Source organism: Natrarchaeobius versutus (genome assembly GCF_041205745.1).
GTDB lineage: Archaea > Halobacteriota > Halobacteria > Halobacteriales > Natrialbaceae > Natrarchaeobius > Natrarchaeobius versutus.
Window position 1 is genome coordinate 146718 of sequence record NZ_JBGFCC010000005.1, and the last position, 16623, is coordinate 163340.

General features: G+C 64.1%; 14 protein-coding genes. 8 read left to right on the forward strand and 6 right to left on the reverse strand.

The genetic code is table 11. The annotated features are described in order from the left end of the window. Positions 1-123: 123 nt before the first annotated feature. Positions 124-1494: a uracil-xanthine permease family protein gene (locus AB7C87_RS12805; RefSeq protein WP_369729864.1), complete on the forward strand. Its 1371-nt coding sequence runs from the start codon at positions 124-126 to the stop codon at positions 1492-1494. A gap of 37 nt (positions 1495-1531) precedes the next feature. Here the strand turns inward: AB7C87_RS12805 and AB7C87_RS12810 are convergent, their stop codons facing one another. Next, on the reverse strand, positions 1532-2575 hold the full coding sequence (locus AB7C87_RS12810; protein ID WP_369729865.1) for an alcohol dehydrogenase catalytic domain-containing protein: 1044 nt from the start codon (positions 2573-2575) through the stop codon (positions 1532-1534). Positions 2576-2714: 139 nt separating this feature from the next. Here AB7C87_RS12810 and AB7C87_RS12815 point away from each other — a divergent pair, with 139 nt between their 5' ends. Then, positions 2715-3140 (forward strand): universal stress protein, encoded by a 426-nt coding sequence (locus AB7C87_RS12815; RefSeq protein WP_369729866.1) that lies wholly within the window; start codon positions 2715-2717, stop codon positions 3138-3140. 107 nt (positions 3141-3247) lie between these two features. Here the strand turns inward: AB7C87_RS12815 and codB are convergent, their stop codons facing one another. Then, positions 3248-4636, reverse strand: a complete 1389-nt coding sequence (gene codB, locus AB7C87_RS12820; RefSeq protein ID WP_369729867.1) for a cytosine permease — start codon at positions 4634-4636, stop codon at positions 3248-3250. Positions 4637-4787: 151 nt separating this feature from the next. Here codB and AB7C87_RS12825 point away from each other — a divergent pair, with 151 nt between their 5' ends. Continuing rightward, a complete protein-coding gene (locus AB7C87_RS12825) occupies positions 4788-6083 on the forward strand; it encodes a cytosine deaminase (RefSeq protein ID WP_369729868.1) in 1296 nt (431 codons plus the stop codon). On the opposite strand, the gene AB7C87_RS12830 is transcribed toward AB7C87_RS12825, so the two are convergent. Together AB7C87_RS12830 and AB7C87_RS12835 are read right to left on the reverse strand one after the other, a co-directional pair. Then, on the reverse strand, positions 6080-7363 hold the full coding sequence (locus AB7C87_RS12830; protein WP_369729869.1) for an amidohydrolase family protein: 1284 nt from the start codon (positions 7361-7363) through the stop codon (positions 6080-6082). The two genes, AB7C87_RS12825 and AB7C87_RS12830, sit on opposite strands and share 4 nt — an antisense overlap. 123 nt (positions 7364-7486) lie before the next feature. Further along, complete coding sequence (locus tag AB7C87_RS12835; protein ID WP_369729870.1) at positions 7487-8245, reverse strand: cyclase family protein; 759 nt, start codon at positions 8243-8245, stop codon at positions 7487-7489. 265 nt (positions 8246-8510) lie between these two features. Between AB7C87_RS12835 and AB7C87_RS12840 the strand changes: the two genes are divergently transcribed. Together AB7C87_RS12840 and AB7C87_RS12845 are read left to right on the forward strand one after the other, a co-directional pair. After that, a complete protein-coding gene (locus tag AB7C87_RS12840) occupies positions 8511-9401 on the forward strand; it encodes an FAD binding domain-containing protein (protein ID WP_369729871.1) in 891 nt (296 codons plus the stop codon). 28 nt (positions 9402-9429) lie between these two features. After that, positions 9430-9945, forward strand: a complete 516-nt coding sequence (locus AB7C87_RS12845; protein WP_369729872.1) for an SRPBCC family protein — start codon at positions 9430-9432, stop codon at positions 9943-9945. A 312-nt stretch (positions 9946-10257) separates the two neighbouring features. Here AB7C87_RS12845 and AB7C87_RS12850 read toward each other — a convergent pair whose 3' ends face one another. Together AB7C87_RS12850 and AB7C87_RS12855 are read right to left on the reverse strand one after the other, a co-directional pair. After that, positions 10258-12750, reverse strand: a complete 2493-nt coding sequence (locus tag AB7C87_RS12850; RefSeq protein WP_369729873.1) for a xanthine dehydrogenase family protein molybdopterin-binding subunit — start codon at positions 12748-12750, stop codon at positions 10258-10260. Continuing rightward, the gene (locus AB7C87_RS12855; RefSeq protein ID WP_369729874.1) at positions 12750-13259 is read right to left on the reverse strand and encodes a (2Fe-2S)-binding protein; all 510 of its coding nucleotides are present in this window, start codon (positions 13257-13259) and stop codon (positions 12750-12752) included. Before AB7C87_RS12855 ends, AB7C87_RS12850 begins: the two co-directional genes overlap by 1 nt. Before the next feature lie 169 nt (positions 13260-13428). Here AB7C87_RS12855 and AB7C87_RS12860 point away from each other — a divergent pair, with 169 nt between their 5' ends. The 3 genes from AB7C87_RS12860 (at position 13429) to AB7C87_RS12870 (ending at position 16429) form a co-directional block, all read left to right on the forward strand. Beyond that, entirely contained in the window at positions 13429-14859 is a 1431-nt protein-coding gene (locus tag AB7C87_RS12860; RefSeq protein ID WP_369729875.1) for a dihydroorotase, read from the forward strand. 1 nt (position 14860) lies between these two features. Beyond that, complete coding sequence (locus AB7C87_RS12865; RefSeq protein WP_369729876.1) at positions 14861-15445, forward strand: nucleotidyltransferase family protein; 585 nt, start codon at positions 14861-14863, stop codon at positions 15443-15445. Between the two features lie 219 nt (positions 15446-15664). Beyond that, positions 15665-16429 (forward strand): IclR family transcriptional regulator, encoded by a 765-nt coding sequence (locus AB7C87_RS12870; RefSeq protein ID WP_369729877.1) that lies wholly within the window; start codon positions 15665-15667, stop codon positions 16427-16429. The last annotated feature ends 194 nt before the right edge of the window (positions 16430-16623 follow it).

Below are 16623 nucleotides of genomic sequence, written 5' to 3' on the forward strand. Positions count from 1 at the left end.
TCACGTTCATCCAATCATTCGGACAAATAGGTTTCGACGGAGGTAGCGGTGCTCCGGATATGTGAATTGAAAAAAGCTTTCCGGAAGATATATGATATCTCTGTTTCGAGACGTAGGTGTCCTATGAGTGCTGATACCGAATCACACGGAGGTGGCGATGCGGAATTGATCGCGTACGACATCGACGATGAACCGCCGCTCCAGGAGGCGGTTCCCCTCGGCATACAACACCTGCTGGCGATGTTCCTCTCGACGGTCGCGTTGCCGCTCGTCATCGCGGGCGCGATCGGACTCGGGCCCGGCGAGACGGCGTTCGTCGTCCAGATGGCGCTTCTGGTCGCCGGGATCGCGACGATCGTACAGGTGTACTCGATCGGGCCGGTCGGCGCGCGACTGCCGATCGTGATGGGGACGAGCGCAATCTTCGTCGCGCCGCTGATCGACATCGGGAACGCGTTCGGGCTCGCCGCCATCTTCGGCGCGGTGATCGTCGCCGCGCCTATCGAGATCGTGATCGGCTACTTTTACGACGACCTCCGACGGTTCTTCCCGCCGCTCGTCACCGGCGTCGTCGTCATGCTCGTCGGGCTGACGCTGATCCCGACCGCGATCGATTACTCCGCCGGCGGACCCGGCGCCGAGACGTACGGCAACCTCGAGAACCTCGCGCTCGCCGGGCTGGTGTTCGCGGCGGCGATCGGCTTCAACCAGTACTTCGACGGACTACTCTCGATCTCGAGCGTGTTGATCGCGGTCGTCCTCGGCTACCTCGTGGCGATTCCACTCGGACTGCTCGACCTCTCGGGCGTCGCCGAGGCGGGGTGGGTCGCCGTCCCGATGCCCCTCACGTTCGGCGTGGAGTTCCACCCGAGTGCGATCCTGATCGCCGCCTTCGCGTACGTCGTCACGGCGATGGAGACGATCGGCGACATTGAGGGGACCACCGGAACCGTGGGGCGGCGGGCGACGAGCGAGGAGATGCGCGGCGGCCTCCTCGCGGACGGTTTTATGAGTATGTTCGCCGGTTTGTTCAACGCCTTTCCGAACACCTCCTTCTCCCAGAACGTCGGGTTAATCGGCTTTACCGGCGTCGCGAGCAAACTCGTGGTGGGCATCTGTGGCGTCTTTCTCGTGGTGCTCGGACTCATCCCGAAGGTCGCCGAGGTCGTCGCGGCGATGCCGAATCCCGTCCTCGGCGGGGCGGCGGTCGTCCTGTTCGGGATGATCTTCTCGATCGGACTCCGAATCGTCGCCAACCGCGTCGATCTGAACCGGCGGAACCTGACGATCATCGCCGTCTCGGTCGTCCTCGGCGTCGGCGTCGAGGTCCGCCCCGATGCGATCGGTCAGCTTCCGGACGACGCTCAGGTGCTCCTCGGCTCCGGACTGCTGGTCGGCGGCGTAGTCGCACTCGTATTGAACGCGATCCTTCCCGGTGACGGCCGCGGACGACAGGGTACGACTCAGGTCGAGGAGACGGAGCGTTCGGGTTGAGATCGCCGACTCGAGGTGGACCGATCGCCCGAGGCGGTTACGGCTCGAGGACGACCATGCCGTAACTCTCGCCGTTTCTGATCCGCTCGTGGACGTCGGGAACGTCCTCGAGTCCGACGCGTTCGGTGACGACGGGGTCGATCCGACCGTCGGCGAGCAGACGAGCGGCCCGGACGACGTCCTCTTTCGTTGCATAACGTGAGCCAACGATCGACGCTTCCCTCACGACGAACTCCTTGAGCGGCGGCGCGAACGATCGCTCGTGGTGGGTGGTCAGCGTGACGATCTGTCCGCCCATCGCGAGCGCGTTCCAAGCGTCCTCGAGAGTCTCGATGTTTCCGACGGTGTCGACGACGACCGTCGGCCCGTCGCCGTCGGTCGCCTCGCGGAGTCGATCCGCGAAATCGCCGCCACGAGCATCGATCGGCTCGACCGCGTCGTTCGTCGCCGCGTCGACGTGCTCGAGGCGGTCGTCGTCGACATCGGCGGCCAGCACGCGGGCACCTCTGAGCGCGGCGAGTTGTGAGAGGTGGATTCCGATGCGACCGGCCGCGCCGATCACCAACACGGTGTCGGCGTCGGAGACGTCGGTTCGTCGGCAGACGTGAAGCGGCGTCGCGAGGCCGTCGGTCGCGATCGCCCCCTCGAGGAAGCTCGCACCGTCGGGGAGCGCGAGGACGTTGGAAGCGGGGAGTACCGCCCGCTCGGCGTACGCGCCGTCGCAGTTGACCCCGTACCAGCCGCCGAAGTCCGTACACTGGTTGGTGTCCCCGCGCCGGCAGGCGTCACAGTCGCCGCAGGTGAGATAGAAGTACGACAGTACGCGATCGCCCGGCTGAACGCCTGAAACGCCGTCGCCGACTGCGTCGACGACGCCGGCGAACTCGTGGCCCGGAATCCGCGGCGTGAGGTCGGGATCGTCGTCGAGCCCACCTCCGATCGCGTTCTCGATCGTTCGAGTGACACCGCAGGCTCGCACGTCGACGCGGACCTCGCCGGGGCCGGGCTCCGGTTCCGGCACCGATTCGGTCGAGAGCGATCCGCCCCACTCCTCGAGCAGACACGCGTTCATGGCCGTCATGTGTTCACGTGGTTCGTTCTCCCCCGAAACCCTAAATCCGTCGGCTACCGCTCAGTGGAAATCCATCGATTCCGCGGCTCGTTCTCGAATTCCTGGAAGTCGGCCAAGCGCTAAGGTCCTGGCCGGTCAACGTCTAGACATGCCTGACAGCATCCTGGTGCCGGTCGACGGCTCGACACGATCAGACGAGGCACTCGAGTACGCCATCGAGACGTTTCCCGACGCGACGATCACGGCGTTACACGTCGTCGAGGCCGGGAAGGGCGACATGGGAGTCTTCTCCGGTATGACGGGTGACGTCCCGGACGAGGAACCCGAACTCGAACACTCCGAGGAGATCCTCGAGTCGGCCCGTCACCGCGGCGAGAAACTCGGGGCGACGGTCGAAACGGAACGAGGGCGGGGACGACCGGATCGGCTGATCGAGAAGCGAGCCGAAGAGGGTGGACACGACCTGGTCGTCATCGGCAGTCACGGCCGCGACGGCGTCGCTCGCGTGTTGCTCGGAAGCGTCGCGGAGAAGGTCGCACGACGGTCGCCGATTCCGGTTCTCGTCGTACGATAAGGGAGCGACGATCGGCATCCGCTTCTAGTACCCTCCAAGCGTCGACTGATGAGCGAAATCGACATCCGCCGCATGATTTCGCTAATCAGTTCAGGCTTGGGACGCCACTAGAGCCGTTCAGCGTGGTCGGGAACGTGATGACCCGGGAGCACGCCGGTCTCCTCGAGGGCGTAGTAGACGACGACGTGGACGATCACGGCCGCGATCATGCCGTTGAGCGCCGCCATGCCCGGCAGGAGTTCGGGCGCTCCGATCCCCGGTAGAACGGAGCCAGCGGTGAGGACCGCGACGAGACAGCCGGCGAGGTACGCGAGGATGCCGGTCCAGCGAACGCCCGCGAACCGAACGGACTCCATTCGCGGTACGGACAGCTTCCAGCACAGCAGGAAGTCGGCGATGATGACCGCCCCGAGCGGCGGGATGTACTGGCCGAGCAGTTCGAGCCAGGGCAAGAGGAGCCCGTCCGCGCCGGCGAGTGCGAGGAGGATACCGATCGTACAGCCCACGAGGACGAACGGCCGTTTGCGATCGAACTCGAACGCCTCCGCGCCGGCGACGCCGAACGCGTAGGCGGCGTTGTCGTTCGTCGTCCAGATGTTCAAGATCAACGCGATCAGACCGACGGTCGCGAGTCCCTGGGCGACGAGCACCTGATAGAGATCACCCTGCGGAGTGACGTCGTAGACCGCGCCGCCGACCGCGCCGCTGAGAAACAGAAAGCTGTTTCCGACGAGGAAGGCGATCAGGCCCGCCCAGAAGGCGACTCTCGAGTTGATCGCAAAGCGCGCCCAGTTGGGCGCCTGCGTCCCCCCGCTGATGAACGTCCCGACGATGATCGTCACCGCGAGTCCGAGCGACATCTCGGCGCTTCCGGTCTGTCCGAGCAGACCGTCGATCCCACCCACGTCGCCTACCGCGAGGAAAATCGAGAGCAATCCGACGATCACGAGCACCGGAACTGCGACGTAGGATAGTTTCTCCATCCCCTCGTAGCCGAAGTAGGCGGTCATCATGTGCAACAGGCCCCAGAGGAGGATCATTCCACTGACCATCGCCGCGGTCTCGAGGCCGAAGTACGTCGCCGTCGGAATCGCGACCATCGGGATGGTGACGCCGAACCAGCCGACCTGCGTGCCGCCCAACAGGAGATCGGCCCACTTCGCGCCGACCCGACCGAACGAGTAGCGAGCCAACAAGACGGTCGTCAGCCCCGCCTTGGCGGAGATTCCACACAGGAGCGCAACGTAGCCGCCGAGAATGAGATGGCCGATCGCCATCGCGACCATCATCTCTTGAAAGCCCATCGCCGCGCCGACTTCCGCACCCGCCCACATCGTCCCGGCGAAGAAGACGAATCCCAGCAGGACCGCCGAGAGGCTGAGTAACCCCTTTCGTTCGCTTTTCGGTACGTGCTCGAGCGGATAGTCTGGATCGGGGAGGCTCTCGTCCCCGAAGACGAGGCGCCGCCAGTCGAAACCTTTGTCTGGTGTTGCCATGACTCACGAAAGCCGACCGATCAGTAATCAATCTTTTCGCATTTGACCAACAGTACCAGCAGTTGTAACCAATCTACCAATCACTTCGCCCAGACAGTGTACGGGTGGTCACGTCCAGAACAATTATTGTACTCGAACGAAATCGGTTGGTATGCCCACCTGGGTTATCACCGACGCGACGACGATCGACGGATCGTCGATCGATCTCGAGATCGACGACGGACGCATCTCCCGTCTCGAGCCCGCCGGGTCGATCGATCCCGCAGCGAACTCCGACTCGACGCACTACGACGCCGACGGTCGGCTCGTCACGCCGCCGCTTTCCGAACCGCACGTCCACCTCGACGCGACGCTCACCGCGGGCGAGCCGACGTGGAACGAGTCGGGAACGCTCGCCGAGGGAATCAGCGTCTGGGCCGACCGAAAGCGGTCTCTCGAGGCCGACGACGTGAAAGATCGTGCCGAACGCGCCGTGGAGTGGTACGCCGCAAACGGCGTCACCCGGATCCGGACTCACGCCGACACGACGGAGGAGACGTTGACCGGGTTGCAGGCCTTGCTCGAGCTTCGCGAGGAGGTCGCGGATCTGGTCGATCTCGAAGTCGTCGCCTTCCCACAGGACGGCATCTTCACCGACGAATCACACGAGGACCTGCTCCGAGAAGCCCTCGAGTTGGGTGCGGACGTCGTCGGCGGCATTCCGCACAACGAACACACGCGGGAGGACGGCGTCGCGTCGGTCGAACTCGCGATGGATCTCGCCGAGCACTACGGTCGACCCGTCGACCTCCACATCGACGAGACGGACGATCCGGGCTCTCGTTTTACGGAAGTACTCGCGAGCGAGGCGATCAAACGCGCCATCGGCGATCGGGTGACGGCGAGTCATACGACGGCGATGCACTCGTATCCGAACAGCTACGCGGCGAAAGTGACCAGCCTGCTCGCCGACAGCGGCGTCGACGTGATCACCAACCCGCCGGACAACGCGGTCTTGCAGGGGCGCTACGACGACTACCCACGCCGGCGCGGACACACCCGGATCGACGAGTTGCAAGCGGCCGGCGTCACCGTCGGCCTCGGTCACGACTCGGTGATGGATCCCTGGTACCACTACGGCTGTGCCGATCCGCTCGACGCGGCGTTTGTCCTCCTACACTACGCCCACATGAGCGGCCGAGGCGACGTCGAGGTGCTGTGGGAGATGCTCACGACGGCGAACGCGAGCGTCTTCGACGCATCGGAGTACGGCCTCGTCGACGGTGGAGAGGGCTCACTCGTCGTCTACGATGCGCCGGATGCGTTCAACGCGCTTCGAACGCGAGCGCCGAGAACGCTCGTTTTGCGGGAGGGACGCGAAATCGCCCGAACCGAACCCGCGAGCGCACAGGTCGTCCGCGAGGACGACGGCGAATCCGTCGACAAACCGATCGACTTCCAGCGCTAGCGCCCCCGCCGGACCGTCGACTCGAACTCGTTTTCGGCTACGACCGCCCCCTCGTGGATCACCCGGCGGGGCGGACGGCCACGTCTGAGCGCCTCGTGGCGACTCTCGACGTCGCTCGAGAACACGTTGAACGTCGCCGGGTTTCCGGATTCGATCCCGTGTTCCACCTCGAGAATCGATGCCGCGTTCCCGGCTACGAACGCCCACGCGAATCGCCGCTCTGTCGCCGTCGTGAGCTGTGCCGCGTGGGCGGTCAACAGCGCCGTCTCGAGCATGCTCGCCCGGCCGTAGGGGTAAAATCCGTCGAGCAGGCAGTCCTGTCCGGCGGCGACGGTGACGCCCGCCTCGACCAGTTCGTCCACCCGCGTGATGCCGCGACGTTTCGGGTGAGCGTCGTGGCGACCCTGCAGGACGAGGTTCGTCGGCGGATTCGTGATCGCGGACAGGCCGGCCTCGGCGACGAGATCGATCACCCGCGCCGCGTGCGCATCGTCGTAGGCGGCCAGCGCACAGGTGTGGCCCGCCGTCACCGATCGGTCGAACCCCCGATCGATCACCTCGGCCGCGAGGTACTCGAGTGATCGCGCCGCGGGGTCGTCGGTCTCGTCGACGTGCATGTCGACGCCGACGTCGTAGCGCTCGGCGAGATCGAGGCAGATATCGACGTGTGCACGGCGGTCGGCGTCGGTTCGCTCGTTGTCCGGCATGCCACCGATCAGATCGGCGCCCGACTCGAGTGCGCGCTCGAGTAAGTCGGCGGTCCCCTCGTCCTGTCCGATCCCTTCCTGGGGGAAGGCAACGATCTCGACGTCGGCGAGTTCGCCACAGGCCTCTCGGGCGGCGACGACGCCCTCGAGCGGCGTTAGGCCGCCGATCGTGTCCACGTCGACGTGGGTCCGGATACGCGTACAGCCGTTGCGGGCGTGGGCCTCGATCGCGCGGATCGCGCGGTCACGCACGTCCTCGAGCGTGTAGTCGGCCTTGCGCTCGTGGATGCTCGCGATGGCCTCCGCGAGCGTCCCCGACTCGTTGGGTGGGAGGTCGGGAGCGACGTAGGCTTTGTCGAGGTGGACGTGCGGGTCGACGAATCCGCCGGCGACCAGCCCGCCGTCGGCGTCGATCATCGTCGGATCTCCGTCGTCGGACGTCGTCCACTCGTCCTCGGCTGGGTCGTCGACAATGATCGACACGATACGGTCGTCGGCAACGGTGATCGTGACCGGGTCGTCTCGGCCGGCGACCGCGGCGTTTCGGACCACGAGGTCAGTCTCGAGCGTCATAGATCGCCATCGGCGGCCGGAGTCAAAAGCGTTGATACGGTCTACTGTAAGTCATTGCCGGCGCAACCGCGACACGGACTGCGATCGGGCCGGGGCGTCGGTACAGCAAACCGTGTGAGTCGATTACTTGAACGCGACACAGCGACTGACGCTGGACTCGCCGCCGCGGAAGCGCCACGGGAACGTCCCGATCTGGACGCGCTCGTTGAGCAGTTCCTCGGGCACCTGTGCGTTCTCGACGTGGATAATTCCCTCTGGGAAGAGTTCGGTGTGCATCAACTGATAGCCCTCCGGCGGGAAGATCTCGTCTAAGTCGTCGACGCCGAGGTGCTCGCGCGCCTCCGCGGCGAGTTCCGGCCGAATGTCCCGGATGACCGTGTTCATCGGGTGGTCCGCGCTCCCGCAGTCGAGCAGGAGGTAGTTGATATCCATCTCTTTACACCACTCCGCGAACTCGGCGTTCGGGCCGGGGTGTTTACAGAAAAAGCGGTGCGGATCCGCGTTCTCCTTGTGCCAGGCGTACTCCTGGAATCCCGTGTGGATGAACAGGATGTCCCCCTCGCGGACGTCACAGACGTCCTCGATCATCTCGCTCGTGTAGACGTCGTAGTCGCCGACCTTGTCAGAGATGTCGGCGACGACGCCGTCGCCGACGAGTTCGTCGAGACCCACGGATTCGATGTCGCGGCCGTGTGCGACGAAGTGTTTCTCACCGTCGAGGTGGGTGCCCGTGTGGTTCATGAACTCGATCTTCTGTCCGTTTACCTTCTCGGTGTCGAGACTCTTTTCGTACCACACTTTCGGGTTGTCGTAGGTGGGCCACGCCGGCGTGTCCTGTGACCACGGCTGTGTCAGGTCGTACATCTCGTAGCCATCGAGCATAACTGGAAATGTGCGGCCGTCCACTTAAAGCTACAGTAACCGATCGGGCTCTTCCGGTTCGACGCCGAAGAACTGTCTGCCACTGGGGCCGTGCACCAACACTTATTAGTCCGCTACGGTAAATCATACGATGTCCGTGTGATAGTCACATGACCACCCGCACCACACCCCAGTATCGACGTAGTATCTCCTCACCCGTCGACGGCCGAGCGGGACCGACGGCTGTCCGGCGACGAGCCGACGCCTCGAACCGTTACGGTGAGCTATGAAACCAGCACCGTTTACTCACCACCGACCCGAAACCGTCGAGGACGTCCTCGAGTTGCTCGCCGAGTTAGAAGAAGTCGAACTCCTCGCGGGCAACCAGTCGCTGGGGATCGTGATGGCCAACCGACTGGCGACGCCGGAGCACCTCGTCGACCTAAACGGCGTCGACGAACTCGCCTACGTCGACGAGCGAGACGGCGAGATCCGAATCGGCGCGATGACGCGTCATCGAACGCTCGAGCGCTCGGATCGCCTCGCCGAGATCGTCCCCATGCTCCCCGAAGCGGCCGAGCAGATCGCCGGCCCGTCGGTTCGCAATCAGGGGACGGTCGGCGGGAGCATCGGCGAGGCCGATCCGGCGGGCAACTATCCCGCGGCGCTGGTCGCCCTCGAGGGATCGCTTCACCTGCGTTCACCCGAGGAGACGCGAACCGTCCCCGCTGACGAGTACTTCATCGCGTACATGTTTACGGACCTGCGCGAGGAAGAACTGATCGAGTCGGTCTCCGTACCGACCGAGCCGTTCCCGCCCGAGCGATCTGGGATGGCGTTTCTCGAACTCAAACGGGCCGCCCAGACCTGGCCGACCGTCAGCGCCGCGAGCGCGATCCGCGTCGACGATCCGTCGGCCGACGAACCGGTCGTCGAAGACGCCCGTATCGCGCTGGCGAACGCCGCGGACGTCCCGCTTCGCGTCGAGGACGCCGAAGCCGTCCTCGAGGGCGAGGCGCTCTCGGCGAGCGGGCTCGAGGACGTCGGCGACATCGTGACGGAGGCAGTCCATCCCGAAGGGGAGATGCACGCGGATCGAGAGTACAAGGAGGAAGTGGCCGGCGAGTACGCGGTGCGCTCGCTCGAAACGTCGTACGAACGCGCGACCGATAGCTAATCGAAATCGAATTTCACACACTCACCTTATGTTAGAATTTACCGGCGAAAACGAGATGGAACAGTCGAAAGAGGAACTCTGGCCGTACTTTACGGACACCGACGTGCTCGCGGAGTGTGCGCCGGGCTGTAAGGAGATGACCCTCAAATCGCCCCACGAGATCGAGGCGGTACTCGCCGTCGGCGTCGGAAGCGTCAAACCCGAGTTCGACGTCGACGTCGTCGTCACCCGGGCCGACCAGCCGGACGCCCTCGAGATGAACGCGGTGGGTCACGCCCCCCGAAACGAGTTCGAGACGACCGCCGAGATGGAACTGCGCGAAAACGACGACGGCGGAACGACCGTCGCGTGGTCGGCAACCGCCGACGTCTCGGGAACGATCGCGAGCCTCGGCGGCCGCGCGTTGAAAAGCGTCACGAACCGACTGGTCAAGAAGTTCTTCGCCGACCTCCAGGCGAAAGCGGACGAGGGCGTCGAAGCCGAGTCGAAACTCGAAGCCGCCCCCGAGGACGCCGACGACGTCGCCCTCGAGTCCGACGACTGATCGCGGCTCCTTCTACGAAAACCCAGTTCGGTGCGACCGGCGAAACTCGAGCCTGACAGACCCCGACCCGGTGAGACTCGAACGCGATTGACGGCACGCCGACTGACGGCCATTCGAGTCTGAGTGGCGGCAAAACACCGACACTCGAGTCTGAGTGGCGGCAAAACACCGACACTCGAGTCTGAGTGGCGGCAAAACACCGACACTCGAGTCTGACTGACGGCAAAACATCGACACTCGAGTCCGGTTGGCAACGGTCGAACTCGTCGATCGGCGGCGAACGGCACGTTCGAAAAATCCGGCGGACCGACGCTACTGATCGGCGTCGCGAACCTTCTTCAGGAGGTGGTCCGGTGCGACCGGAATCCTGTCGGCGGGTTCGTCGATTCCGAGCGGCTCGAGTGCGGCGTTGATCGACGTGGCGATGCTCGCGGGGGCGTCGATCATTCCGCCTTCGCCGACGCCTTTCGCGCCGGTTTCGGTGTACGGCGACGGCGTCACGGTGTGTTCCATCTCGATCTCGGGGACGTTCTCGATCGACGGCAACAGGTAATCGAACAGCGTGATCGCCTGGGGCTGGCCGTCGTCCTCGTAGCCGAACTCCTCGAGGAGGGCGGCGCCGACGCCCTGAGCGATGCCACCGTGGGCCTGTCCCTCGACGATCATCGGGTTGAGCATCGTCCCGCAGTCGCGGACGGTGTAGAACTTCAGGATGTCGACCTCGCCGGTCTTGACGTCGACTTCGACGATGGGCGCGTTCGCGCCGAAGGCGGCCGTCGGGTAGACCGGGAACTTCTGTCTGAGCGCGTCGTCGAACTCCTCGTGTTCGGTCGCCGGGTGGTCGTAGTTGTAGCTGACTCGGGTGAGTCGCTCGTCCCGGTCGGCGTCGATATCGGCGAGGTCGGCGAGCGAGAACGAGTCGTCGCTATCGAGCCGTTCGACGGCTCCGTCGCGGTATCGGACGTCGTCGCTCGAGACGTCCCAGTGGTCGGCCGCGAGTTCCTCGGCGTTTTCGATCAGGCGCTCGGCGACGCCGACAGTCGCTCCCGAGAGCATCACCGCCATTCGGGAGGCGGCGCTGCCGTACTCGGTGGGCGCGTCGACGCTGTCGAGGTAGTCGACCTCGATTTCGCTCGGCAAGATGGCGAGTTCGTCCGCGAGCAACTGCGAGACGAGCGTCTGGTGGCCTTGCCCGGAGGAGTCGGTCGCGAGGTACGCGCGGACGGTGCCGTCCTCCCGGAGTTCGGCGCGGAGGTGTTCGGGCAGTTCGTCGACCTCCTCGCGCGAGCGGTTCTCGAGGGCCTCGCGGTTGGATCGCTGCCGGTCGGTCCAGTCGGAGCCGCTGACGCCCGGTTCGATGATGACGCTCGACTGGACGCCGCGGTACTTGCCCTCCTCGCGTTTGGCCTCGACGACCTCGGGATCGAGGAGGCCGCCGTCGCGCTCGTCGTCGATGATCTCCTGGATCCGGTCTAACGTCGCGGGGTAGTCCCCGGAGTCGTAGAGGTTCTTCGAAGGCAGCGTGTAGGGCATCTGATCGGGCGTGATCAGATTTCTCCGCCGGAACTCCGTCGGGTCTATCCCGATTTCGCGGGCCGCCTCGTCGACGATCATCTCGAGGGCGTAGATGTGTGGGTCGACGCCGAAGCCGCGGTAGGCGGTCTGGGAGGTCTTATTGGAGAGGACGAGGTCGTACTCGTAGCTGACGTCGTCGATCTCGTAGGAGTTGGTCACCACCGACAGCGGCTTCAGTACCTGGTTGATCGGATATCGGGGGAACGCGCCGAAGTCGTCGACGAACCAGACGTCGAGTCCCCGCATCGTTCCGTCGTCGTCGACGGCCATCCGAATCTCGTACTCGCGCTCGGAACAGTGCATGTCGCCGCCCTGGAGGTTCTCGATGCGGTCCTCGACGAACTTGATCGGCCGATCCAGTTGTTGACTCGCCATCGCGGCCAGACAGCAGTAGCGATGGATCGCGATCTTGGTCCCGTAGCTGCCGCCGACGTCCGGCGGCACGTTCACCCGGACGTCGTCGGCGTCGTAGCCGAGCGTCTCGTAGATGGTGTCGTCGACGAGCGTGTGTAACTGGATGTTACAGTCGATGTCGAAGGAGTCGCTGTCGGCGTCGTAGGTCGCGACGACGCCAGCGGTCTCGAGCGGGACGCCCGAGATCCGACCCCAGGAGTACTCGCCGGAGACGACGTGATCGGCGTCCTCGAACGCGGTCTCGGGATCGCCAAACTCGATGTGTTCGTGGTCTACGACGTTCGTCCCGATCGATTCGTGAACGACGACCTCATCCTCGCGGGCGGACATCCCGTCGGCGACGGCGTCGAGGGTGTCGTACTCGACGTTCACGAGGTCGGCGACGTCCTCGGCCGCGTACCGGTCGGCGGCGACGACGAGGACGACCGGTTCGCCGACGAACCGGACTTTCTCGTCCGCCAGCGACCACTCGGGGAGTTCGACGGCCTCGCCAGTCGCCCCGATCTCGATCCGGCCGACGCCGGTCGGCATCGGGTGGTAGTCGGCTTTGAGGTCCTCGGCGGTGAGCACCAGTTCGCAACCGGGGTGGTCCTCGGCCTCGCTCGTGTCGATATCGACGATCTCGGCGTGGGCGTGCATGCTTCGCACGAGCGCCATGTGCAGGCAGTTCTCCGGCGTGACGTCGTGGATGTACTCGGCTTCGCCGGTCAGGATGCGGTGGTCCTCGACCCGCGGGAGCCCCTGACCGGTGAACGACTGGGTTTCGGATACCGATTCCGTCTCGGCGTCGGTCTCGGTTGGCTGTGATCGGGACATTACTCTTCCTCCATTCGGTCGGCCGCGCGTTCGACGGCCTCGTAGATGTTCTGGTAGCCGGTACACCGACAGATGTTGTCCGCCAGGCCCGTCTCGATCTCCTCGCGGGTCGGATTGGGGTTTTCCTCGAGGAGCTCTTTGGTCGCCATCACGAAGCCGCTGGTACAGAACCCACACTGGAGGGCGTGGGTCTCGTGAAACGCCTCCTGAATGGGGTGAAGCGAGCCGTCCTCGTCGAGGCCTTCGACGGTCTCGATCGCCATCCCATCGGCCTGAACCGCATAGGAGAGACAGCTCTTGACCGACCGCCCGTCCTGTTGGACGGTACACGCGCCACAGACTCCGTGCTCACAGCCGACGCGAACGCCGTGGAGTCCGCACTCGTTGCGGAGGAAATCGGAGAGCTTGAGCCGCGGTTCGACCTCGGCCGTAACGGTCTCGCCGTTGACGGTCACGGTGATCTCTTCGGTGACGGGACCGTCGTGTTCGCCTGTGCTATCCGTGCTCATGCAATACTAGTACGTTACCCGTTTAAGACATAAACGTTGTGCCGTACGGCCGTCGATTCAGGCCGATTGTGCGGTCATTGGTCGGCGCGATCACTCGCATGGTCGGGACCAGTCTCTCGGCCCGGCGCGAACGGGGTACACTCAAGTAGATCCACGAGAGTGTGAGCGTATGGTCGAATCGACAGTAGACCTTCGCGTGGTCAACGCACGAGTTGTCACGCCGGAGGGAACGTTGAGCGGCGGCGTCGCGGCTGATAACGGCACCATCGTCGGCGTCGGCACCGAATCGAACCTTCCCGACGCGGACCGAGAGATCGACGCCGAGGGCAACTACCTGATCCCCGGCTTCATCGATCCCCACGTTCACTGGGGGCTGTCCCGATACGAGTTCGAGTACCACGAGGGCCTCGAGCACGACTTCGAGACCGAAACCCGGGGTGCGGTCCACGGCGGCGTCACGACAGTCGTCAACTTCCTCCTGCAAAAGGAGCCGTACGTGCCGGATATGGACTTCTTCAAACGTGCGGGCGAGGAGAACTCCTACATCGACTTCGCCTACCACGCGATCGTCCACCAGGACCACCACGTCGAGGAGATCGAGGAGTTAGCCGAGGAGGGTATTCGCTCTTACAAGGTCTTCTTCAACTGGTACAAACACGCCTCGCCGGAACTCGGGATCGACCACTCCGATGCGGGTCGAACCTACAAAGTACTCGACAAGGTCTCGGAGATCCCGGACGGCGTCGTGATGTTCCACGCCGAGAACGAAGACCTCGCGATCGAGCGACGCAAGGAACTCCAGGAGGAGGGCAGAAACGATCTCGCCGCCTGGAACGAGGCCGCGCCGAACATCTGCGAGGCGATGCAGATCGAACAGATCGGACAGCTCACCGAGTACACCGACTCGCGGGCGTACATCGTCCACATGAGCACGGGCGAGGGCGTCGACATCTGTGAACGATACCAGCAGAAAGGGGTCAACCTCCACGCCGAGACGCTCCCGGCGTTTCTCTCACACACCTACGAGCAAGAGGAGCTTGGCGTCTGGGGGAAGATCTCCCCACCGCTTCGTGGCGAGGAGAGCAAAAAGCGCCTCTGGGAGGGACTCAGGACGGGTGTCGTCGACTACATGGGAACCGACCACTGCCCGCACAAGATCGAGTTCAAGGAGAAAGACGAGGGCAAACACGGCGACATCTGGGACGCGATTCCCGGCGACAACAACGGTATCGAGTACTTCCTCCCCGTGATGATGAGCGAGGGCGTCAACAAGAACCGCATCAGCATGGAACGGCTTGTCGAGGTCTGTGCCGAGAACAACGCCAAGCGCTGGGGGCTGTACCCGCGCAAGGGCGCACTCACGGAAGGCTCCGACGCCGACATGGTGATCGTCGATCTCGAGAAGTCGGCTGTTGTCGACGACGACTTCTATCACACGATGGAGCCCCGATACTCGACGTTCCACGGCGAGGAGCTAACCGGGCTTCCGACCCACACCGTCGTCGGCGGCGAGGTCGTCGTCGAGGACGGCGAACTCCAGACCGACCCGGGCGGGCGGAGCTACCTCCCCCGCGGCCCCGAGGGCGTCGCCCTCGAGTGAGATGACGGAACTCGTCGGCGTCGTGCTCGCGGCCGGCCTCGGAACGCGATTCGAGGGCGGAAACAAGCTACTCGCGACGGTCGAGGACGAGCCGGTCGTGGTTCGTGGCGCTCGTTCGTTTCCCGCGGACGTCGATCGCGTGATCGCGGTCGTCGGCCACGAGGCCGACGACGTCGGCGAGGCCGTCTCGAGCGTCGTCGACGAGACGATTCACAACCCGGAGTACGAGCGCGGACAGAGCACGTCCGTCCGCGCGGGCGCGAACGCGGCGCGAGATCGAGACGCCGACGCGGTCCTCTTTCTCCCCGGTGACATGCCCTGCGTCGATCCGCGAACGGTTCGACGGATCGTCGAAGCCCATCGCGAGAGCGAAGCGGACGCCGTCGTTCCGGTGTACGACGACCGACGCGGGAACCCGGTCCTATTCGATGCAGACTGTTTCGACGACCTGGTGGATCTCACCGGTGATACCGGCGGACGAGCGCTGTTCGAAACCGTTACGGTTCGACGACTTCCCGTCGAGGACCCGGGGATCCACGCCGACGTCGACACCCTTGACGACCTCGCGGAACTCGAAGACGGATAGCGTCCCACGATGCTGAAAGGGTAACGGTCCGGGAATGTTCGAAAATCCACGATTCGAGGGGAGTAAATCGGATATTGGGTGACGATCGTCCACTTCTCGAGGAGAAGTAGGGAGCAATACCACTGACGCCGGAAGCGCGTCGATGGCCGAGAGATTGGTAGCAGATGTTTCGTCCCACGATACTGAACACTTATGGTTCTCGAGTGCCTGTACTGTGGTATGACAACATCCGACTCGACCGGGATACAGGCGGTCGATCGAGCGTTCGGCATCGTGGAGGCGCTGAACGACCTCGACGGCGCGGGAGTCTCCGACCTGGCGAGACACGTCGGGCTTCCGAAAAGCACCGTCCACAACCACTTACACACCCTCGAGCGGGCGGAGTACGTCGTCCGTGAAGACGGGGAGTATCGGACGAGTTTGAAGTTCCTCCAAATCAGCGAGACGGCGCGCAATCAACACGACCTGTACGAGGTCGGCCGAACCGAAGTCGACCACCTCGCCGAGAAGACGGGGGAGATCTCGGCGTTGATGACCGAAGAGCACGGGCGCGGCGTCTTCGTCTACCGCAGTCGGGGGTCGGAAGCCGCTCGGATCGACACCTGCATCGGCGACCGGGTTCCGATCCACTGCACGGCGCTGGGAAAAGCTATCCTCGCGTTTCTCCCCGAACAACGCCGCGAGGAAATCATCGACCATCACGGGCTCACCCCGGTCAACCACAACACGATCACTGATCGAGCGGAGCTCGAAGAGGAACTCGAAATCGTCCGCGAACGGCGGATCGCCTACGACGACGAAGAACGACTGAGCGGATTGCGAAGTATCGCCGCACCGATTCTGGACGGAACGGACTCGGTGATCGGGTCGATCAGCGTGGCGGGGCCAACCCACCGAATGAAAAGCGAACGGTTCGAGACCGAACTGCCGGAGACGGTTCTCGGAATCGCGAACGTCATCGAACTCAACATTCAGCATACGTAACACACGTTCGACGATGCTGAACGATCGTTCTTCAACAATACGAACACGTTGGAATCCCTCGCGGCGATGTGCCAGTCCCGTTCGGTACCAGTTACGTACGGCTCTGTTTACGTATGTATGAGTGTAATTTCACTTGTCACCCGCTCGAGTATTTCCGAACGAATTCTGCGATGTGAGGTCGATACAGCGGGTCG